At 63.4% G+C, this 20,849-nt stretch carries 17 protein-coding genes and 1 pseudogene; 14 read left to right on the top strand and 4 right to left on the bottom strand.

Annotated elements, in window-relative coordinates:
- Positions 1–31: 31 nt before the first annotated feature.
- Positions 32–847, bottom strand: coding sequence for an SDR family oxidoreductase (locus EOD29_RS05675; RefSeq protein WP_095823444.1), 816 nt, complete (start codon positions 845–847; stop codon positions 32–34).
- 114 nt (positions 848–961) lie between these two features.
- On the opposite strand from EOD29_RS05675, the gene EOD29_RS05670 reads away from it, so the two are divergent.
- The 3 genes and pseudogenes from EOD29_RS05670 to EOD29_RS05660 all read left to right on the top strand — a co-directional run bounded on the left by EOD29_RS05670 (position 962) and on the right by EOD29_RS05660 (position 3,754).
- Positions 962–2,203, top strand: coding sequence for an acyl-CoA dehydrogenase family protein (locus EOD29_RS05670; protein ID WP_127246102.1), 1,242 nt, complete (start codon positions 962–964; stop codon positions 2,201–2,203).
- Between the two features lie 5 nt (positions 2,204–2,208).
- Positions 2,209–3,232 (top strand): annotated as a pseudogene (locus EOD29_RS05665) (zinc-binding dehydrogenase).
- 63 nt (positions 3,233–3,295) lie between these two features.
- Positions 3,296–3,754, top strand: coding sequence for a hypothetical protein (locus EOD29_RS05660; protein ID WP_164763692.1), 459 nt, complete (start codon positions 3,296–3,298; stop codon positions 3,752–3,754).
- Positions 3,755–3,781: 27 nt separating this feature from the next.
- On the opposite strand, the gene EOD29_RS05655 is transcribed toward EOD29_RS05660, so the two are convergent.
- From EOD29_RS05655 to EOD29_RS05645, 3 genes are all read right to left on the bottom strand, one after another.
- Entirely contained in the window at positions 3,782–6,913 is a 3,132-nt protein-coding gene (locus EOD29_RS05655) for an efflux RND transporter permease subunit (protein WP_127246101.1), read from the bottom strand.
- Positions 6,910–8,067, bottom strand: coding sequence for an efflux RND transporter periplasmic adaptor subunit (locus EOD29_RS05650; protein WP_127215382.1), 1,158 nt, complete (start codon positions 8,065–8,067; stop codon positions 6,910–6,912). Before EOD29_RS05650 ends, EOD29_RS05655 begins: the two co-directional genes overlap by 4 nt.
- Before the next feature lie 246 nt (positions 8,068–8,313).
- Positions 8,314–9,144 (bottom strand): MurR/RpiR family transcriptional regulator, encoded by an 831-nt coding sequence (locus tag EOD29_RS05645; RefSeq protein WP_067002767.1) that lies wholly within the window; start codon positions 9,142–9,144, stop codon positions 8,314–8,316.
- 146 nt (positions 9,145–9,290) lie between these two features.
- Here EOD29_RS05645 and EOD29_RS05640 point away from each other — a divergent pair, with 146 nt between their 5' ends.
- The 11 genes from EOD29_RS05640 to EOD29_RS05590 all read left to right on the top strand — a co-directional run bounded on the left by EOD29_RS05640 (position 9,291) and on the right by EOD29_RS05590 (position 20,840).
- Positions 9,291–10,109, top strand: coding sequence for an N-formylglutamate amidohydrolase (locus EOD29_RS05640; RefSeq protein WP_127246100.1), 819 nt, complete (start codon positions 9,291–9,293; stop codon positions 10,107–10,109).
- Positions 10,110–10,131: 22 nt separating this feature from the next.
- Positions 10,132–11,688: an amino acid permease gene (locus EOD29_RS05635; protein WP_095800504.1), complete on the top strand. Its 1,557-nt coding sequence runs from the start codon at positions 10,132–10,134 to the stop codon at positions 11,686–11,688.
- A gap of 87 nt (positions 11,689–11,775) precedes the next feature.
- The gene (locus EOD29_RS05630) at positions 11,776–13,146 is read left to right on the top strand and encodes a glutamine synthetase family protein (RefSeq protein ID WP_095778816.1); all 1,371 of its coding nucleotides are present in this window, start codon (positions 11,776–11,778) and stop codon (positions 13,144–13,146) included.
- 70 nt (positions 13,147–13,216) lie between these two features.
- Positions 13,217–13,627, top strand: a complete 411-nt coding sequence (locus EOD29_RS05625; RefSeq protein ID WP_095823439.1) for a hypothetical protein — start codon at positions 13,217–13,219, stop codon at positions 13,625–13,627.
- The gene (locus EOD29_RS05620; RefSeq protein ID WP_127215380.1) at positions 13,617–14,033 is read left to right on the top strand and encodes a type II toxin-antitoxin system VapC family toxin; all 417 of its coding nucleotides are present in this window, start codon (positions 13,617–13,619) and stop codon (positions 14,031–14,033) included. The genes EOD29_RS05625 and EOD29_RS05620 overlap by 11 nt, the downstream gene beginning before the upstream one ends.
- A gap of 24 nt (positions 14,034–14,057) precedes the next feature.
- Positions 14,058–15,443, top strand: a complete 1,386-nt coding sequence (locus EOD29_RS05615; protein WP_127246099.1) for an aldehyde dehydrogenase family protein — start codon at positions 14,058–14,060, stop codon at positions 15,441–15,443.
- 16 nt (positions 15,444–15,459) lie between these two features.
- Positions 15,460–16,632: an iron-containing alcohol dehydrogenase gene (locus tag EOD29_RS05610; protein WP_095800500.1), complete on the top strand. Its 1,173-nt coding sequence runs from the start codon at positions 15,460–15,462 to the stop codon at positions 16,630–16,632.
- Positions 16,633–16,873: 241 nt separating this feature from the next.
- Positions 16,874–17,980 carry an ABC transporter substrate-binding protein gene (locus EOD29_RS05605; RefSeq protein ID WP_095800499.1) on the top strand — a complete coding sequence of 369 codons (1,107 nt, stop codon included), beginning with the start codon at positions 16,874–16,876 and terminating at the stop codon, positions 17,978–17,980.
- A gap of 134 nt (positions 17,981–18,114) precedes the next feature.
- Positions 18,115–18,960 carry an ABC transporter permease subunit gene (locus tag EOD29_RS05600; protein WP_176477631.1) on the top strand — a complete coding sequence of 282 codons (846 nt, stop codon included), beginning with the start codon at positions 18,115–18,117 and terminating at the stop codon, positions 18,958–18,960.
- Positions 18,957–19,748, top strand: a complete 792-nt coding sequence (locus EOD29_RS05595; protein WP_127246098.1) for an ABC transporter permease — start codon at positions 18,957–18,959, stop codon at positions 19,746–19,748. The genes EOD29_RS05600 and EOD29_RS05595 overlap by 4 nt, the downstream gene beginning before the upstream one ends.
- Positions 19,749–19,775: 27 nt before the next feature.
- Positions 19,776–20,840 carry an ABC transporter ATP-binding protein gene (locus tag EOD29_RS05590; protein WP_067325862.1) on the top strand — a complete coding sequence of 355 codons (1,065 nt, stop codon included), beginning with the start codon at positions 19,776–19,778 and terminating at the stop codon, positions 20,838–20,840.
- Positions 20,841–20,849: the final 9 nt, after the last annotated feature.

Raw genomic sequence — 20,849 nt, 5'->3', positions numbered from 1 at the left:
CGCCCGATCGCGATTGCTTGAACCGGGCGTCCTACTCCTTGAACAATGTCATCCCGTGCTGCACCGACTGGCCGCCGTCGATCGGCAGGATGGCGCCGGTGACATAGCTTCCGGCACGGCTGCACAAATAGAGCGTTGCGCCGGCAATGTCATCCGCCACGCCGATGCGGCCGAGCGGAACATGGCTGCCGACACGTTTCGCCTGCTCCTCCGTGGCGGTGGCAAAGGCCGTCATCCGACTCTGGAAGGGACCGGGCGCAAAGGCGTTGACGGTGATGCGGCGGGCGGCGAATTCGATCGCCAGCGTGCGCGTCAGGTGATGCACCGCAGCCTTGGAGGCGGTGTAGGAATAGGCGTCGTCGGCCAGCGGCTGCGTGCCCATCACCGAGCCCAGATTGATCACGCGGGCCGGGTCATCGTCGCTTGCTGCAGCATCGAGCAGCGGCAAGAGCTCGCGCGTCAGGTGGAAGACGGCGGTGACGTTGACGCCCAACACCTTCGTCCAGGCGTGGTAGGGAAACTCTGCGAGCGGCGCGCCCCAGGAAATGCCGGCATTGTTGACCAGGATGTGCAGCCGGTCCGTTCGGACCTTCACCTCGGCAACCAGCGCGGCGATGCCCGCTTCGCTGGACACGTCGCCGGCAAACCCCTCGGTCCGACCGGAGCCGCCCTGAGCGTTGATTTCGTCGGCGACCCGCACACAGTCCTCGCCCTTGCGCGAGGCGATCATCACAGTGGCGCCGGCCTGCACCAGTCCGGTCGCCACCATGCGGCCGATGCCTGTTGCGGCACCGGTCACAAGCGCGGTCTTGCCGACGACCGAGAACAGCTTGTCGAGATAGCTCATCCTAATTCCTCCCGCGCGCCTCGTCCCAGCCGGAACCGAAGGACTCGCGTTGACAGGGCTAGCCGAAGTACGGTCATCCTTGCCACGGATAAAGAAGCGAAAGGGTCGGAACCGATGGCGGACATGAACCTCGGCATGACCGAGCGGCTGAAGCCGATCCATCAGCGCGTGGCCGCGATGGTGCGCGACGAGATCGCACCGCTCGGCGAGGAGTTTCTCGCCGAGGTCGGCAGAAACGGTGACCGCTGGACTTACACGGCCAGGCAGACTGAAATCCTCGAAGGACTGAAGAAGACGGCGCGGGAGCGCGGGCTGTGGAACTTCTGGCTGACCGATTCCAAGCGCGGCTACGGCCTGTCGACGGTCGAATATGCCTATCTGGCGGAGGAGATGGGCAAGGCGCATCTCGGCGCAGAGACCTTCAACTGCTCGGCGCCCGATACCGGCAATATGGAAGTGCTGGAGCGCTACGGCTCGGAAGAGCACAGGCGGCAATGGCTGGAGCCGCTGCTCGAAGGGAAGATCCGCTCGGCCTATCTGATGACCGAGCCGGACGTCGCCTCATCCGATGCCACCAATATTTCGATGCGCTGCGAGCGGCAGGGCGACGACTATGTGCTTAACGGCGAGAAATGGTGGGCGTCCGGGGCCGGCGATCCGCGCTGCGCCATCTATATCGTCATGGTGAGGACCGGCTCGGACGAGGAGCCGCAGCATCGCCGGCATTCGATGATCCTGGTGCCGGCGGAGAGCGAGGGGATCACCAAGCTCCGGCCTATGCAGGTCTATGGCGACGACGACGCGCCGCATGGCCATATGCATCTGAGGTTCAAGGATGTGCGGGTGCCGGCGGCGAACCTGATCCTCGGCGAGGGCAGGGGCTTCGAGATCGCGCAGGGACGGCTTGGGCCAGGCCGCATCCATCATTGCATGCGTGCGATCGGCCAGGCCGAGATGGCGCTGGAGATGCTGTGCCAGCGTTCGGTGCGGCGCGAGGCGTTCGGCCAATCGCTGGCAAAGCTCGGCGCCAATTTCGACATCGTCGCCGAATGCCGCATGGAGATCGAGATGGCGAGGCTCCTGTGTCTGAAGGCAGCTTGGATGATCGACCAGGGCGATGCACGCGCTGCGGCCCCTTGGATCAGCCAGATCAAGGTGGTAGCGCCGCGCGTCGCGCTCAAGGTCACCGACGAGGCGGTGCAGATGTTCGGCGCGCAAGGCATCAGCCAGGACACGCCGCTCGCCCGCTCGTGGACGCATCTGAGAACTCTGCGATTGGCCGACGGGCCGGACGCCGTGCACCGGCGGCAGGTGGCGCGCGCCGAGCTCAGGAAATACACCCAGGAGAAGATCTGACCGCCATGACGCTTCCATCGGAAATGCGAGGCTTGCTGCTTGTCGGCGACGGCTACAGCAAAACTGCCGGAGGCGATGGAGCCTTACTTGAAGCCCGGCAGCATCGCCGTGCCGGCGCCTGGTCCGACACAAGCGCTGATCAAGGTCAGTCTCGCCTCAATCAACCCGTCCGATATCGCCTTCATCACAGGGCAATACGGCCAGCCCCGTGTGCAGGGCCGGCCGGCCGGATTTGAGGGCGTCGGAATCGTGGCCTCGACTGGCGACGATCCATACGCAAAAAGCCTTGCGGGCAAGCGCGTCGCCTTCGCCACCGGCGTGTCGAACTGGGGCGCCTGGGCAGAATACGCGGTCGCCGAGGCGGCTTCCTGTATTCCACTGCTCGACACGGTGCGCGACGAGGACGCCGCGGCGATGATCGTCAATCCGCTGACCGCCTTAGCCATGTTCGACATCGTCAAGCAGGAGGGTGAGAAGGCTTTCATCATGACTGCCGGCGCCAGCCAGCTCTGCAAGCTGATCATCGGGCTGGCGAAAGAGGAGGGTTTTCGGCCGATCGTCACCGTGCGCCGCGACGAGCAGATCCCGCTGCTGAAAGAGCTGGGCGCCGCCCATGCGCTCAACGAGCAGGCGGCGGATTTCGAGGCCGCGCTGCGCGAGGTGATGAAGGCGGAGCAGCCCCGCATCTTCCTGGACGCAGTGACCGGACCGCTCGCCTCGGCCATTTTCATAGCCATGCCGAAGCGCTCGCGCTGGATCGTCTATGGAAGGCTCGACGCCGAGCCGACAGTCATCCGCGAGCCCGGCCAACTGATCTTCCAGCACAAGCGCATCGAAGGCTTCTGGCTGGCCGAATGGATGCGGCAGTTCCGCGACCGGCTCGGCCCGGCGGTGCTGGAGGCGCAGAAGAGGTTTTCCGACGGGCGCTGGTCGACGGATGTGACGGCGGTGGTCCCGCTGGACGAGGCCATTGCCAGGCTGCCGGACGAGCTGGCCAAGCCGAACGGCAAGGTGTTTGTTAAGCCCTGATCAAAATAACTCGAGGTCGCGTCTATGAGGCTACGGTGGTTTGTCGGATTCGTCCTGGTGTCAATGGCAGGTACATTTAGTGCCGAGGCCGCCGACAAGTTCCCGCCCATTTGGCGCAAGTCGATGACCAATGATCCGGGTACGAACTATTTTCTCAATAAATATTCGGCCTCTTTGAATGATCCAGCATCAACCGCAATTAGAAATATCATGCTGGCGCGCGTCGTCGGCTCTGAATGCCAGTCATCGCGGCTCAGCAAGGCCAAGGTCAGGGCCTATCGCGATAGCATGCTCGGCTCGCTTTCGTCGGATGCATTGAAAGCGGCTGCATTCGCAGCCGGCAGCGAATTGCGCAACTTCGACTATGAAACGCTCGCCCATCTTTGTGCCGGCATCGATTATCAGTTTGGGCCGAAAGGAGTGCTCATACCGGGTGCCGTTTCGTCAGGCAAAGGCGAGCCAAGATATTCCTACGATCAGCGCAATCCATACATTCGGCTGCCCGAATTCACCGGCAAGTAGCTGAGCTGCCTGGCTCGTGCTCGTCCACTATTCCGCCGGCTCGACATTGGCATAGGCGGCTTGCTCGAGTTCGCGCTTCACGCGGGTTTCCTCATGCGCCTTGGGCGTGACGAAGCGGCCGAGCAAGAGATAGGCGACGGGGGTCAGGAAAAGCGTGGAGACGGTCGCCAGGCCAAGGCCGCCGACGATCACCCAACCGAGCGCCACGCGCGCCTCGGCGCCTGCGCCCGAAGCCAGCACCAGCGGCACGCCGCCGAGCACGGTGCAGATCATCGTCATCATCACCGGGCGAAGGCGAATGGTGGCGGCCTCTTCGATCGCCTCGCGCACGCCAAGCCCGCGGTCGCGCAGCTGGTTGGCGAACTCGACGATCAGGATGCCGTTCTTGGCCATGACCCCGACCAGGAGGACCAGGCCGATCTGGCTGTAGGCATTGAGGCTGGTGCCCGACAAAAGCAGCGCGAAGATGGCGCAGGCGAGCCCGAGCGGCACTGTCGCCATGATGATGACGGCGCTGACGAAGCTCTCGAACTGGGCCGCCAGCACCAGAAGGATGATGACCAGCGCGAAACCGAAGATGGTCGCCATGGCGCTGTTGCTCTCGCCGAGCGTCGCCGCCTCGGCCAGCGGCACGATCCGCGCGTCCGACGGCAGCAGCGGTGTTGCGATTTCCTCGGCGCGCGTCAGCGCATCGCCGAGCGCGAAGCTGCCGCCCAGATTGGCGGTGATCGCCACGGACGGCTGCTGCTGCTCGCGAGTGAGGGACGGCGGCACGGCGCGCTCGGTCAGCGTGGCGATGGTCGACATCGGCACGAAGCGGCCGTCCGACGTTTTCAGAAAAATGTTTTCCAGATCGGTCGGATCGTTGATTGGATTGGTGGTCGAGACCAGCTTCACGCCATAGCTGCGGTCGGCGATGTAGACGTCGACGACATCGTTGCCGTCGAGCATTGCCTGCAGCGTGTCCGCAAGCCCGGTGATGTCGATGCCGAGGTCGGAGGCGCGCTCACGGTCGATGGCAACGGCAAGCTGCGGCTGCGTAAGGTCGACGGAAAGTCGCGGTGCTTGGAAGCGCGGATCCTGCCGCATCTCCTCGACGATCTGCACCGCCGCCGCGCTTAGCGCCTTGCGGTCGTTGCCGACCAGGGCGAATTGCAGGCCGCTGCCGGCGCCACGGATGCGAAGGCTGTTGGGCTGAACCGGGAAAACGCGGACGCTTGGCACCTGCTTCGTCAGGCGGCTGATCTCGGCCATGATCTCCTGCTGGCTGCGCGTCCGCTCGTCCCACGGCGCCAGCGTCATCACCATGAAGCCGCTGTTGTAGGCGCCGTTGTTGCCGGCATTCGCGAAGGTGCTGCGGATCTCGCCGGAATCGCGCAAAGGCTGGATCAGCCGCTCGATCTTGCGCATCTGCTCGGTGGTATAGTCGAGGCTGACTCCTTGCGGCGCGTTGATGCGCAGCAAAACGACGGCGCGGTCTTCGGTCGGCGTCAGCTCCTGACGTATCGTGCCGAACAAAGTGAAGGCGGTGCCAGCGAAGAGCATAGCGACGAGCACTACGATCCAGGGGGCGCCGAGGCAGGCATGCAGGCAGCGCTTGTAGAGCCGATGCAATGCGCCGCCGATGCGAGCGCCCACGCCGCTGCCACCTTCGTGGTGAAGAGAGGCGCTGGTCAGCATGCGCGAGGCGAGCATCGGGCAGAGCGTCAGCGCCACGACGCAGGAGAGCAGTACCGACATCGCCAGCACGAAGCCGAACTCGCGAAAGAGCCCGCCGGTCTGTCCCGGCAGGAAGGAGATCGGCACGAAGACGGCGACCAGGGTCAGCGTCGTGGCAACGACGGCGAAGAAGACTTCCTGGGTGCCGAGCACGGCGGCCGCGCGCGGCCCCATGCCCTCGTTGCGGCGGCGCACGATATTTTCGAGCACCACGATGGCGTCGTCGACGACGAGGCCCGTCGCCAGAACCAGCGCCAGCAGCGTCAGGATGTTGATGGAAAAGCCGGCGAGATAGATCGCGGCGATGGTGCCGATCATGGCGACCGGCATCGACAGGCCCGGGATCAGCGTCGCGCGCCAGTCGAGCAGGAAGGCGTAGATGACGATCAGCACGATCGAGACGGAAAGCGCGAGCGCGATCTCAACCTCGTGCACCGCGCCGTTGACGAAGACGGCATCGTCGCTGGTGACCTTGATCGACATGCCTTGCGGAAGATTTGCCTGGAGTTTCTCGACGGCAGCCCTGACGCCGGTCGATATATCGAGCGTGTTCGATTCCGCCTGGCGGATGATGCCGAGGCCGATGCCGGTTTTGCCGTCGGAGCGCAATGAGGTCTGGCCGATGTCGGGGCCGAGCGTCACGGTGGCGACGTCGCGGATGCGCGTCGCGCCGCCGATGACGATGCTCTCGAATTCCTCCGGCGTGGTCACGTCGGCCGTCGTGCGCACGACGAGGTCCTGGTTGGTGGTGGTGATCGAGCCGGCCGGGGAATCGAAGGCGACGGAGGCGAGCGCCTTGCGCAAATCCGCCACGGTGAAGCCATGGCTTGCCAGCTTGTTCTGGTCGACATCGATGCGGAAGATTTTGTCGCGGTCGCCGGACACCTGGACGTCGGCGACTCCTGGAACGGCGGCGAGCTCGTCCTCGATGCGGTCCTGGACCAGCACCGTCATGTCCTGCACCGACATGGTGTCGGACGTGACCGCCAGCCGCATCACCGGGTCGGAATTGGCGTCGGCCTTGACGATGCGCGGCGCATCGGCGGTCTCGGGCAGTTGGTTGGTGATGCGGCTGACGGAATCGCGGACATCGGAGGCGGCTACATTGAGATCGACGCCGTCGCTGAACTCGATGGTGACGCGGCTCTGGCCGAAAGATGAAGTCGACGAGATCGACTTGACACCCGAGACGCGCGCGACGGCGCCCTCGATCGGGTCGGTCAACTCGCGGTCGACGGTTTCGGCGGCCGCGCCCTCGAAGGTGGTGTTGACGGTGATGACCGGGCGGTCGACATCCGGCAGTTCGCGGATTTCGACGCCCCAGAAGGCTGCGAGGCCGGCGACCGCGATCAGCGTATTGAGCACGAAGGCCATGACCGGCCTGCGGATAAAGAGCGCGGTCAGGCCCGATCCCGCGGTCTGGTCGCCGGTGGCGCTCATGAGCCTTCGGCCGCGGTGGCGCGGTCCTCGCCGGCGATCCGGACGTCGCCGCCTTCGCTGACACTCTCCGTGCCTTCGGTCACCACCATATCGCCGCTCTCGACGGGAGCATCGATCAGCACCGTCTCGGTGTTGCGCTGGATGATGCGCACCGGCACGCGCTTTGCCTTGCCGTTTTCGACGGTCCAGATATAGGCGCCGTCGGTGCCCCACTGGATGGCCAGTGGGCTGACGGCCGGATAGGTGTCGCCGGGGAATTTCATGGCGATCTGGAACGACATGCCGGCGCGCAGCGAATCCGCCGGGTTGGCGATCGTCGCCTTGACGAGCAGCGTGCGGCTGTTCTCGTCGATATGGTTGTCGATGGCCGAAACCGTGCCGGAATAGACCTGGTTGGGGTTGGCCAGCGGCGTGGCCGACAATCGCTGTCCGACCTTTACAGCGGCGGCAAAACGCTCCGGCACCCAGAAATCGACCAATATGCTCGAGCGGTCGTCAAGCGTGGCGATCGCCGACTGGCTGGTGACATAGTTGCCGGCGGCGATCGGCAGGATACCGACAGTGCCTTCGATAGGCGCGACGACCGAGCGGCGCTCGAGCGCGAGCTCGGCATCGCGCAGCGCCAGCTTGGCATTGGCGAGCGCCACCTCGGCATCCGCGACGGCAACTTGCGTGGCGGCATTGGAGGCTCGCAGCGACTTGACCCGGTCGAGCTTCGCCTGGGCGTCGTCGAGCGCGACCTTGGCACGGTCGCGCGCAATCACTTCCGTCTCCGAATCGAGCCTGGCGATGACATCGCCTTTTTCGACATGGGTGCCGGACTGCACCGGCAGTTCGGTGAGGCGGCCGGAAGAGTATGGATTGACAGTGACTGTCGCATTGGCGCGGCCGGTCCCGATCGCCTGAAGCCTGTCGTTGATGGTGGCGGTGCCGGCAGGGGAGGCGACAATGGTCACGATCTGGCCGGCGCGATTGCGACCGGACCGGGCAGAACCGGTCTCGATGCTTCCCGTGGCGGGGGGCGTCGCCGCAATCGCCCAGTCCATACCCCAGCGTGCCAATACCTCAGGCGCGCCGGGATAGAAGCGCGCCCAGGCGGCCGCAGCGGCAACCACGATCACCAGCGCAAGAACAATCTGTTTCCAGCTCGACATTGACACTCCAGCGGCAGAATCGTCCGCCGGTTCCAAGTGGAAGCAGGCTGAGCGACGATACGGCGTGAGAGCGATACCGGCCACGCCACATCATAATATCAGCGTTTTATGGCAATTATCACGCAAACGTGCACATTAAATCTCGGTAACGTGAAGCGGGATCATCGCTTCGGTCCCACCTTTTGCCGCAATTTGGGGGACGCCGGCCGCCATTCGGTTAAAGGAAAACCGAACGGACGGAACTGCCTAGCGCAGGCTCTCCAGGTCGCGGATGCGCTTGGCGCCGGCGGCTTCGAGCTGCCTCGTGACCGCGCCGATCAGCGTTTCGGCGACGACAAAGAGGGCGGCGGACGAATCCCAGGCCGAAGGCACGGCGGTACGCCCGGCGATCACATGGCGGGCGAAGCGGGCGATCGGCGAGAGCCACTGATCGGTGAAGAGCACGATCTGGACGCCGCGCTGGTGCGCCTTCTCGGCAAAGCGGAGCAGACTTTCCTGGTAGCGCCTGATGTCGAAGATAACCAGGACGTCGCGCTTGCCCATGTCAATCAGCCGGTCGCGCCAGATGCTCTCCTGGCCGGCGAGGTGGTAGACGTCTGGCTGGATGATGGCGAGATGGGCTGCCATGTAGCGCGCGAGCGGATCGGTGAAGCGGCCGCCGATCAGAAAGGTCTTGCCGCGGCGCTCGGCAAGCCGTGCGGCAATGTCGGCCAACTGCTTGTCGGTAAGGTGCCGGAACGTCTCGCGCATGTTGTCGAGCGTCGCCTCCAGCATCGGCGAAACGGCGCCGCCATTGGCGGGCGACGCCGAGTTGAGCGTGCGAGAGGCCGGCGACTGCAATTGCGCGGCCAGTTCATCCTGCAGCGCCGACTGGAATTCGGGATAGTTCTGGAAACCCAACCTGGCGACGAAACGCAGAATCGTCGGTGAGGAGACTCCCGCCGCGGTCGAGAACTCGGCCACGGTCTTCAGCCCGGTCAGCGGATAGTTGGCAATCAGCGTCTGCGCGGCGCGGCGCTCGCCTGCCGGCATGGTGCCGATGCGGTCCGAAATCAGTTCGGCAATACTGGAGATCATCGTTTTCCCCACCCTTTGACCCGGTCGCCGCCGTTTTCGGAATTCCGCGTTTGACAAAGCCGCGTAAACTGTATGAAATCATTCGCAGGGGCGCAATGAGGCAAATTACGTAACATAAGATACAGCGCTCCCGAGGGGACGGCAGTATGGACAAAGCACGGCGCGCCAGCCTTGCACCGTCGGAGACCGTGAGGGTGACCAACCCCGGCGGCTCGAGCCCCTTCGTCCTCACCTGCGATCACGCCTCGAACTTCCTGCCCGCCGAATTCGGAACGCTCGGGCTGCCCGCCGAGGATCTCTCCCGGCATATCGCCTGGGATCCGGGCGCGCTGCCGGTCGCCAGCCGGATGGCCGACGCGCTCGACGCCACGCTGGTCGAAACCCGCATCTCGCGCCTGGTGATCGACTGCAACCGCCCGCTCGACGCGCCGGACCTCGTGCCGCCGGTCAGCGAGGCGACGGCCATTCCGGGCAATTCGAATCTCTCTGGCAAGCAGCGCGCGGAGCGGATCGATCTCGCGTGGCGTCCGTTCCACGACTCGATCGCTGAGATCATCGAGCAGCGGCTGGCGCTCGGGCAGGAAACGCGCCTGGTGTCGGTGCACTCCTTCACGCCGGTTTATAAGGGCAGGAGCCGTCCCTGGCATATCGGCATCATCCATGACGACGATCGCCGGCTGGCAGCGCCGCTGATATCGGCGCTCAAGCGGCTGTCCGGCGTCACCGTTGGCGTCAACGAACCCTATTCGCCGGCCGACCGCGTCTATTTCACGCTGGAACGGCACGCGCGCTCGCGCGGCCTTGCCTGCGCGATGATCGAAATCCGCAACGACGAGATCTCCGGCGAGACCGGGCAGCGGAAATGGGCGGATCTGCTCACAGGCATATTCTCGAATCTGGAGCCCGAGGAGGCCAGGGGCTCCCGACAACGCGCAATGGGAAAGTCAGTACAGTCGGCCAGCTAAGAAACCACAGGGGACTTCCAACATGGCAGCAAATGACTACACCGAAGTCGACAAGGCTGAGGACATACAAGTCCTCCACAGCATGGGCTATGCCCAGGAACTGGAGCGGCGCCTCAGCCGCTTCTCGAATTTCGCGGTTTCCTTCTCCATCATCTGCATCCTGTCCGGCGGCATCAACTCGCTGGCGCAGGCGACCTCCGGCGCCGGCGGCATCGGCATCGGCATCGGCTGGCTGGTGGGCTGTTTCGTGTCGCTCACCTTCGCGGTCGCCATGTCGCAGATCAGCTCGGCCTATCCGACGGCCGGCGGCCTCTATCACTGGGGCTCGATCCTCGGCAATCGCGGCACCGGCTGGGTTACCGCCTGGCTCAACCTGCTTGGCCTGATCACCGTGCTCGGCGCCATCAATGTCGGCACCTGGACTTTCTTCGTCGGCGCTTTCGGGCCGACGCTGGGCATTGAAAACAACCTGACCACCCAGACGATCTTCCTGGTCATCATCACCGGCGCGCAGGCGCTGATCAACCATCTGGGCATCAAGTTGACGGCAAAGCTCACCGACTTTTCGGGCTATCTGATCTTCTTCGGCTCGATCCTGATCGCGGTGGTCTGCCTGCTCTCGGCCGAGACCTGGGACTTCAGCCGCCTCTTCACCTTCCACAACTACTCAGGCGATGCCGGAGGCGGCGTGTGGCCGCAGGTCTCGAACGCCTGGGTCTTCGCGCTTGGCCTCCTGCTGCCGATCTATACGATCACCGGCTATGACGCCTCGGCGCACACGTCGGAGGAAACCATCAAGGCGGCTTCTTCCGTGCCGCGCGCGATGGTCATGTCGGTCATCTGGTCGGCGCTGTTCGGCTACCTGTTCCTGGCTGCCTTCGTGCTGATGATCCCGAACATGGACGAGGCCGCCAAGCAGGGCTGGAACGTATTCTTCTGGGCCTTCGACCAGCGCGTCGGAACCGGACTGAAGGAGTTCGTCTATCTCGTCGTGTTCCTGGCACAGCTGCTGTGCGGCCTTGCCACCGTCACTTCGGCCTCGCGCATGATCTTCGCCTTCTCCCGTGACGGCGGCCTGCCGGGCTCGGCAGCGCTTTCCAAGGTCAGCCCGACCTATCGCACGCCCGTGGCGGCGATCTGGACAGCCTCGATCCTGTCGGTGCTGTTCGTGTGGGGCTCGTCGGTGGTCTCGGTCGCCGGCACCTCGGCCTACACGATCGTGGTGTCCTGCACCGTCATCTTCCTGTTCCTCTCCTTCACCGTGCCGATCGTGCTCGGCATGATGGCCTGGGGGACGCCGAAGTGGGACAAGATGGGGCCGTGGAACATGGGCCGCGGCATCTTCATGCTGTTCGGTCTGCTCTCGATCGTGTCGATGATCCTGATCTTCGTCATCGGCATCCAGCCGCCGAACGACTGGGCGCTCTACATCACCGTCGGCTTCTTCATCCTGACGGCGGTCGTCTGGTTCGCCTTCGAGCGCAACCGCTTCCAGGGGCCGCCGCTCGGCGACATCATCGCGGCGCGCCAGGCGGCGATCAAGGCGGCAGAGCAGGCGGTCGGCGAGACCGGCCACTGACATCGGACATCATGGCCCTGGCCGGCGTCACGCCGGCCAGGGCTTCGTTTCTCCCTTTCAATCGACAAGTGTTGGAGTGCCAAAGGAATGGCCGGGAATTTCTCGTTCGATCAGTTGAAGAAAGCGGTCTCGAACGGCGAGGTCGACACGGTGCTGGCCTGCATCGTCGACATGCAGGGCCGGCTCGCGGGGAAGCGCTTCCTGGCCCAGTATTTCGTCGATTCCGCGCATGGCGAGACGCATGGCTGCAACTATCTGCTGGCCTGCGACATCGATATGGAGCCGGTGCCGGGCTACAAGGCGGCGAGCTGGTCGAAGGGTTATGGCGACTTTGTCATGAAACCCGACCTGTCGACGTTGCGGCGCGTCCCATGGCTGGAGAAGACGGCGCTGGTCATCTGCGACGTGCTCGATCATCACGACCATGAGGACCTCGCGCATTCGCCGCGCGCGATCCTGAAGAAGCAGGTCAAGCGCCTGAGCGAGCGCGGCTATATCGGCTACTTCGCCTCCGAGCTCGAATTCTACCTGTTCAGCGAAACCTATGAATCGGCGCGCAGGAAGCACTGGCAAGGGCTCGACAGCGCTTCGCCCTATATCGGCGACTACCAGATCGGCATCACCACCAAGGAAGAAGGCGTCATGCGCCGGCTCCGCAACGAGATGGAGGCAGCCGGTATCCCGATCGAAAATTCCAAGGGCGAGTGGGGTCCGGGCCAGGAAGAGATCAATGTGCGCTATGCCGAGGCGCTCGAGATGGCGGATCGCCACGTCATCCTGAAGAACGGCGCCAAGGAGATCGCCGATTCCGAAGGCAAGGCCATCTCCTTCATGGCCAAGTACAATTACGGGCTCGCCGGCAATTCCAGCCACATCCACAATTCGCTGTGGAGCGCCGACGGCGGGACGCCGCTGTTCTTCGACAAAAACGCCGAATGGACGCTGTCGAGCCTCGGCCAGCAATGGGCGGCCGGCCAGCTCAAATACGCCAAGGAGTTCACCTGGTTCCTGGCGCCGTACATCAACTCCTACAAGCGCTTCCAGGCCGGCACCTTCGCGCCGACCAAGATCATGTGGAGCGAGGACAACCGCACGGCGGGATTCCGGCTGTGCGGCGAGGGTACCAAGGGCATCCGCATGGAATGCCGCATCGGCGGCGCCGATCTCAACCCCTATCTCGCCTTCGCCGCGCTGATCGCGGCCGGTCTCGCCGGCATCGACGAGAAGCTGGAGCTGCAGAAGCCGTTTGTCGGCGACGCCTATCAGGCGTCGCAACTGCCGGAAATCCCGAAGACGCTGCGCGATGCCACCGAGACGCTGGAAGGCTCCACGATGCTGAAGCAGGCCTTCGGCGAGGAGGTGATCGAGCACTATGTCCACACCGCCCGCTGGGAGCAGTTCGAATACGACCGCCGTATCACGGATTGGGAACTGCACCGGGGGTTTGAACGCTACTAAAGCTGTAATCGACGTTGACTGAACCTAACTAAAGCTGCAGTCTTGGCTGGTTGAGTTCGGGAACGTGAGAATGGGAAAGTATTCGCCTTTGCGTTCGTATCTTATGGCTCAAACCGGCGAGCGGGTTCCGATGTCGTTCAGCGACATCGAGAAGCTGCTTGGCGAAAAGCTACCGGCGTCCAAGCAGTATCCGGCTTGGTGGAGCAATAACCCCAGCAACAATCCAATGACAAAGGAGTGGCTGGCCGCGGGGTTCCAGACTGAGTCCGTCAATATAGCGGGCGAAAATCTGGTCTTTCGGCGCGTTCAGCCAGGTTCCGGCACTGCAAAGGGGTTCGGCGAATCGGCTCAGGCCGAGATCGGCGGGACACCGACACGGCACCCGATCTTCGGCTGCATGAAGGGAACGCTTACTATCCTCCCAGAGGTCGATCTGACGGAGCCTGTCGAGCAGGATTGGGGCAAGGTCTATGAAGACTGAGAACCTTCTGTTGGACACTTGCGCGGTCATCTGGATTTCGCAGGACGAACCGATAGCCGATGCGGCGACAACGGCTATCAGCAAGGCTCCTCAGTCCGGCACGCTGAACGTATCGGTCATGACGGCATGGGAGATGGGCATGCTGGTGTCGAAGGGCAGGTTGCCGTCCACGAAGACGCCCGACCGTTGGTTCGACGAGTTCGTTGAGGCGGCGGCCGTCACAGTGGAAGGGGTGACGCCACGTATTCTCATCGCGGCCTCCTACCTCCCAGGTGTCGTTCACAGCGATCCAATGGATCGAATTCTGATAGCGACCGCGCGGGAGCGCGATTTGACTATCGTAACCCGTGACAAGGCCATTTTGGCCTATGCCGCGCATGGTCATGTCAGAGCCATCGGCTGCTGAAAGAGTCAATTTGGAGACGTCTTCTTGGATACCGTAAAACTTAAATCACCCATCGATGGCTCGATCTATGCCGAGCGGCCGGTCGCGACGGATCAGGCGATCAACGCGGCGGTAGAGCGCGCCAGGGCGGCGCAGGAGAAGTGGGCCGAGACACCGGTCGCGGAGCGCGGCAAGTACATGCTGGCCATGCTGGAAGCGCTGGTCGGCATCAGCGACGAGATCGTGCCCGAGATCGCCTGGCAGATGGGGCGGCCGGTGCGCTATGGCGGCGAGTTCGGCGGCGTCAAGGAACGCACCAGCTACATGGTCGAGATCGCGGAAGCTGCGCTGAAGCCGATCATGGCCTCCAATCCGAAGGACGGCTTTCGCCGCTATGTCAAGAAGGTGCCGCTTGGCGTCGTGCTGGTGATCGCGCCGTGGAACTATCCTTATCTCACCGCGGTCAACACGATCGTGCCGGCGCTGATGGCCGGAAGCGCGGTCATCCTCAAGCATGCGGCGCAGACGCTGCTGGTCGGCGAGCGCTTCCAGCAGGCGTTCGACAAGGCGGGCCTGCCGAAAGGCCTGTTCCAGAATCTGGTCATGAACCACGACCAGACCGAAAGGCTGCTCGGCTCGGGCAAGATCGATCATGTCAACTTCACCGGCTCGGTTGCCGGCGGCCGCGCCATCGAGAAGGCCGCGGCCGGCACCTTCATGACGCTCGGCCTCGAGCTCGGCGGCAAGGATCCGGCCTATGTCCTTCCCGACGCCAAAATGGACCATGCGGTCGCCAATTTGGTCGACGGCGCCTTCTACAATTCCGGCCAATGCTGCTGCGGCATCGAGCGCGTCTATGTGCACGAAAAGGTCTATGACGAGTTCGTCGAAGGTTTTGTCGCCGAGACCAGGAACTATGTCGTCGGCAATCCGCTGGATCAGGCGACGACCATGGGTCCGATGGCGCAGGCACGCTTCGCCGACCTGATCCGCGAGCAGAAGGCAGAGGCGCTGCGCAAGGGCGCCAAGGCGCATATCGCCATGAAGGTGGAAAACGACAGGCCGGGCTCGCCCTATCTGGCGCCGGAAGTGCTGACCGGTGTCGACCACCAGATGAGCGTCATGCGCGAGGAAAGCTTCGGCCCGATCGTCGGCATCATGAAGGTGCGCGACGACGAGGAAGCCATCGCGCTGATGAACGACAGCCCCTATGGGCTGACGGCCTCGATCTGGACGCGCGACACCGAGCGCGCCGTGGCGATCGGCGACCGGGTCCAGACAGGCACCGTGTTCATGAACCGCTGCGACTATCTCGATCCGGCGCTGGTCTGGACCGGCGTCAAGGACACCGGCAAGGGCGCGGCGCTGTCCGCCATCGGCTACGACAACCTGACCCGGCCGAAATCCTATCACCTGCGCGAAGCGATCTGAATTCGAAAGACAATCCATGTCCAAGCTCACCTCCAAATGGAACTACCCCACCACCGTCCGCTTCGGCGCGGGGCGCATCAAGGAACTGCCGGACGCGCTGGCTGCGGCAGGCATCAAGCGCCCGCTTTTCGTGACCGACCCGGGCCTGGCGAAGCTGCCCGTCGTCGCTTCGACACTGAAGATCCTCGACGATGCCAATGTGCCTTATGGCGTCTTTTCCGAGGTGAAGCCGAACCCGGTCGAGTCCAACCTGATCGCCGGCATCGCCGTGTTCAAAAAAGGCAAGCATGACGGGGTCGTCGCTTTCGGCGGCGGCTCGGCGCTCGACCTCGGCAAGCTGATCGCCTTCCAAGCCGGGCAGACGCGTCCGGTATGGGATTTCGAGGACATCGGCGACTGGTGGACGCGCGCCAACTCGGATGCGATCGCGCCGATCATCGCGGTGCCGACCACGGCGGGCACCGGTTCCGAGGTCGGCCGCGCCGGCGTCATCACCAATGAAGAGACCCACACCAAGAAAGTCATTTTCCACCCGAAGCTTTTGCCGGCGATCGTGATTGCCGATCCGGAGCTGTCGGTCGGCATGCCGCCCTTCATCACGGCCGGCACCGGCATGGACGCGCTCGCCCACTGCCTCGAAGCCTATTGCGCGCCGGGCTATCATCCGATGGCAGACGGCATCGCCGTGGAAGGCATCCGGCTGGTGTTCGAAAACCTGCCCAAGGCCTTCGCCAACGGCAAGGATCTGGTCGCCCGCGCGAATATGATGAGCGCGGCCGCGATGGGCGCGGCCGCCTTCCAGAAAGGGCTGGGCGCCATCCACTCTCTGTCGCATCCGATCGGCGCGCTCTACGACACTCATCACGGCATGACCAATGCGGTGTTCATGCCCTATGTCCTCGCCTTCAACCGCGATGCGATCGAGGATCGCATCGCGCGGCTCGCCGCCTATTGCGGCATCAAGGGCGGCTTCGATGGCTTCGCAAAAGCCGTCATCAAATTGCGCAAGGAGCTCAAGGTGCCGCATGCGCTGCCCGGCCTGATCAAGGACCTCGACATGGACAAGAACCGCAAGACACTGATCGCCGACATGGCGGTGGTCGATCCGACCGCCGGCGGCAATCCGGTCAAGCTCACCAAGAAAGGGGCGCTTGCTCTGCTCGAAAATGCCATCGTAGGGTCTGTGTAAACCAATTTGCAGCGGAAAGTTGATCTGGAAACGAGGGGAAAGGAAAGGGCAACGGGCGGAATGCAAGGAGGAGAATAATTAGCCGGAAAAAGAATCGCGAAGCGATTGCTACAGCCGGTTAAAGAGAGTTTACTTTTTCGTGTTGCGGGGTGCCGCTTTCACAAAGCTTTCATCTGGCTGTCACACGAAAACGATACCGCATCGCAGGCGTCCAATGGCGTCAGTTCAACGGAGAGAACACATGTTCAAATTCACGGGGAAAGTGCTTTCCCTTTCGGCCGCGGCGCTGTTTGCGTCGACGGTGATTTCGTCCGCCGACGCGATGGACGATCTCGTCAAGGCGGCGAAAGCCGAGGGCCAGCTCACCACCATCGCGCTGCCGCACGACTGGTGCGGCTATGGCGACGTCATCGCCGGCTTCAAGGCGAAGTATCCGGAGATCACCGTCAACGAGCTCAACCCGGATGCAGGCTCCGGCGATGAGATCGAGGCGATCAAAGCGAACAAGGACAACAAGGGCCCGCAGGCACCTGACGTCATCGACGTCGGCCTGTCCTTCGGTCCGTCCGCCAAGAAGGACGGCCTGATCCAGCCTTATAAAGTCTCGACCTGGGATTCCATTCCGGACAGCGCCAAGGACGCTGACGGCTACTGGACAGCCGACTATTATGGCGTGCTCTCGTTCCAGGTGAACAAGGATCTGGTCAAAGAATCGCCGACCGACTGGGCCGACCTGCTGAAGCCTGAATTCGCCAACTCGGTTGCCCTTGCCGGCGATCCGCGCGCTTCGAACCAGGCTATCCAGGCCGTCTACGCCGCCGGCCTTGCCAGCGGTGCTGCCGCTGGCGAAGCCGCAGGCACTGCCGGGCTCGAGTTTTTCAAGAAGCTCAATGCCGCCGGCAACTTCGTGCCGGTCATCGGCAAAACCGCGACGCTCGCCCAGGGCCAGACGCCGATCCTCGTCACCTGGGACTACAACGCGCTCTCCGGTCGCGACACGCTGAAGGGCAATCCCCCCGTTGACGTCATTGTGCCGAAGACCGGCGTTGTCGCCGGCGTTTACGTGCAGGCGATCAGCGCTTACGCGCCGCATCCGAATGCGGCCAAGCTTTGGCTGGAATATCTCTACTCCGACGAAGGCCAGATCGGCTGGCTGAAGGGCTATTGCCACCCGATCCGCTTCAACGATCTCGCCAAGAACGGCAAGGTTCCGGCGGATATGCTGGCGAAGATGCCTCCGGCCGAGTCCTATGCGGCCGCGGTGTTTCCGACGCTCGATGAACAGGGCAAGGCGAAAGAAGCCATCACCAAGAACTGGGACGCCGTTGTCGGCGCCAATGTGAAGTAAGCATCAATACGGTCCGGGCGGCCCGATGGCCGCCCGGACTCCTTCCCAAAAACGGTAGCCGGCGCATGACCGATCTCTCGGTTTCCAATCAGGCAATTGCGGGCAAGGCCGCGCCCCCCGGCGAAGCGCGCGCAATGCGGCTGCCGACGCAATGGCTTGGCGTAACGCCGTTCTTCGTCTTCGCCGTCATGTTCCTGATCCTGCCCACGCTCTACTTGATGCTGGGCGCCTTCCAGAACGAGGCGGGCGAGTTCACCTTCGCCAACATCGTCGCGCTTTTTTCGGCCAACATCGTTGCCGCCTACTGGATTTCGATAAAGGTCAGCCTGGCGTCATCGCTGATCGGCGCCTTCGCCGGTCTTGCCATCGCCATCGCCATCGTGCGCGGAGGCCTGCCCAACTGGATACGGTCGGGGACGCTGACGTTTTCCGGTGTCGCGTCCAATTTCGCCGGAGTGCCGCTGGCTTTCGCCTTCATCGCGACCCTAGGCCGGCTGGGCCTCGTCACCGTGCTTCTCAACACGCTGGTCGGCTTCAACATCTATGCGCATGGCTTCAACCTGCTGTCGTTCTGGGGTCTGACGATCACCTATGTCTATTTCCAGATCCCGCTGATGGTGGTCATCATCGTGCCGGCGATCGACGGACTAAAAAGGGAATGGGGCGAAGCCGCCGCCACGCTCGGCGCCACCCAGGCGCAATACTGGCGCTTGGTGGTAATCCCCGTGCTGTGGCCAAGCTTCCTCGGCACCGTGATCCTGCTCTTCGCCAATGCCTTCGGGGCGATCGCCACCGCCTATGCGCTGACCGGGTCCTCGCTCAACATCGTGCCGATCCTGCTCTACGCCCAGATCCGCGGCGACGTGCTGCACAATGCCCATCTCGGTTACGCGATCGCCTTCGGCATGATCGTCATCACCGGGCTTGCCAACATCTTCTACATCTGGTTCCGGACGCGCTCGGAGAGGTGGCTGAAATGAAATCCGGCAGGTTCTGGGCCTGGGTCGTCTTTGTCCTCGGCGCGGCGTATTTCTTCATCCCGCTGATCGCGACGATCGAGTTCTCGCTGCGCATGCGCCGCGGCGTCTATTCCCTGGACGCCTACAAGATCGTGCTCGGCGACAGCCAGTTCCAGGCGACCTTCATGTTTTCGGTGGTCGTCGCCATCTTCACCATTCTCCTCGGCGTGCTGATCGTCGTGCCTACGGCCTACTGGATCCGCCTTCGCATGCCGCAGATCAGGCCGATCGTCGAGTTCATCACGCTGCTGCCGCTGGTGATCCCGGCCATCGTCATCGTCTTCGGCTATATCAGGATGTATGGGTCGAATTCGCCGCTGCCGTTCCTGGCAACCAATCCAGGCGCGAATGCTCTGCTGGTCATCGGCTATGCAACGCTTGCACTGCCATACATGTACCGCGCCGTCGACACCGGGCTTCGCACTATCGACGTGCGCACGTTGACGGAAGCGGCGCAGATCCTGGGTGCCGGCTGGGGCACGATCATCAGCCGCGTGATCCTGCCCAATGTGCTGATCGCGGTGCTTTCGGGCGCATTCCTGACCTTCGCCATCGTGATCGGCGAATTCACCATGGCCAGCCTGCTCAACCGGCCGGCATTCGGCCCGTATTTGCAGAATCTTGTGGCCAACCGCGCCTATGAGCCGGCGGCGCTGTCGATCATCGCGTTCGTCATAACCTGGGGCTGCATGTCGCTGATCCAGATCTTGTCCCGTTTCGCGCCGAAATCGGCGAACCGCCCCAATTGAGCGAAGTACCGACCGAAAGAAAAAGCCATGGCCGAGCCGTTTCTCTCCATCCAGCATGTGCGAAAGTCCTTCGGCGCCACAACCGTGGTCGAGGATTTCAACCTCGATGTCGCGCCGGGCGAATTCGTCTCCTTCCTCGGTCCGTCCGGCTGCGGCAAGACGACGGTGTTGCGCATGGTGGCCGGCTTCGAGGAGCCCTCGGCCGGCAAGATCGTGGTTAGCGGCAAGGACATCACCAGGCTGAAGCCCAACCAGCGCAATATCGGCATGGTGTTCCAGGCCTATGCGCTGTTTCCCAACCTCACTGTGGCGCAGAATATCGGATTCGGACTGAAGGTGGCGGGCATGCCCAGGGCGGCCATCGATTCCCGTGTCGCGGAGATGCTCGACATCATCAGGCTGCCGCAGATGGCCGACCGCTATCCCTACCAGCTCTCCGGCGGCCAGCAGCAGCGCATCGCGCTGGCGCGCGCCATTGCGCCGAAGCCGAAGCTTTTGCTCCTCGACGAGCCGCTGTCGGCGCTGGACGCCAAAGTGCGCATTTCGCTGCGCGAGGAAATCCGCTCGATCCAGAAGAAGCTCGGCATAACCACCATCTTCGTGACGCATGACCAGGAAGAGGCGCTGTCGATCTCCGACCGCATCGCGGTCATGTATGGCGGCAAGGCCGAACAGGTCGGCACGCCGTTCGAGATCTACAACCGGCCGGCGACCAAGTTCGTTGCCAATTTCGTCGGCACGCTCAACGTGCTGGAAGGCAAGGTCACCGATGCCGCGTCCGGCAAGGTGCGGGTCAACACGCAGGAAGTCTCGCTGAAGGGAAAGCTCAACGGGTCGAAGTCCGGCGACACGCTGTCGCTGGCGCTGCGGCCCGAAGCGATTTCGCTCGGACGCCAGCCCGGCCACGACACCAGCCTTTCGGGCGAGATCGCCGAGGTGCATTTCCTCGGCTCGGTCATCCGGGTGCGCGTCGGCATCGGCGGCAACACGGTATCGCTCGACACCTTCAACAACTCGGCGACGCCGCCGCCTGTCGTCGGCGAGAAGGCGGACATCTCGTTCTCGTCGGGCGACATGCTGGTGCTGCACTAGGGTGAATGG

This window comes from Mesorhizobium sp. M1A.T.Ca.IN.004.03.1.1 (assembly GCF_003997555.1).
Taxonomy (GTDB): Bacteria; Pseudomonadota; Alphaproteobacteria; order Rhizobiales; family Rhizobiaceae; genus Mesorhizobium.
Note: the sequence above shows the minus strand (reverse complement) of the source record. Positions and strands in the feature narration are given on the sequence as shown.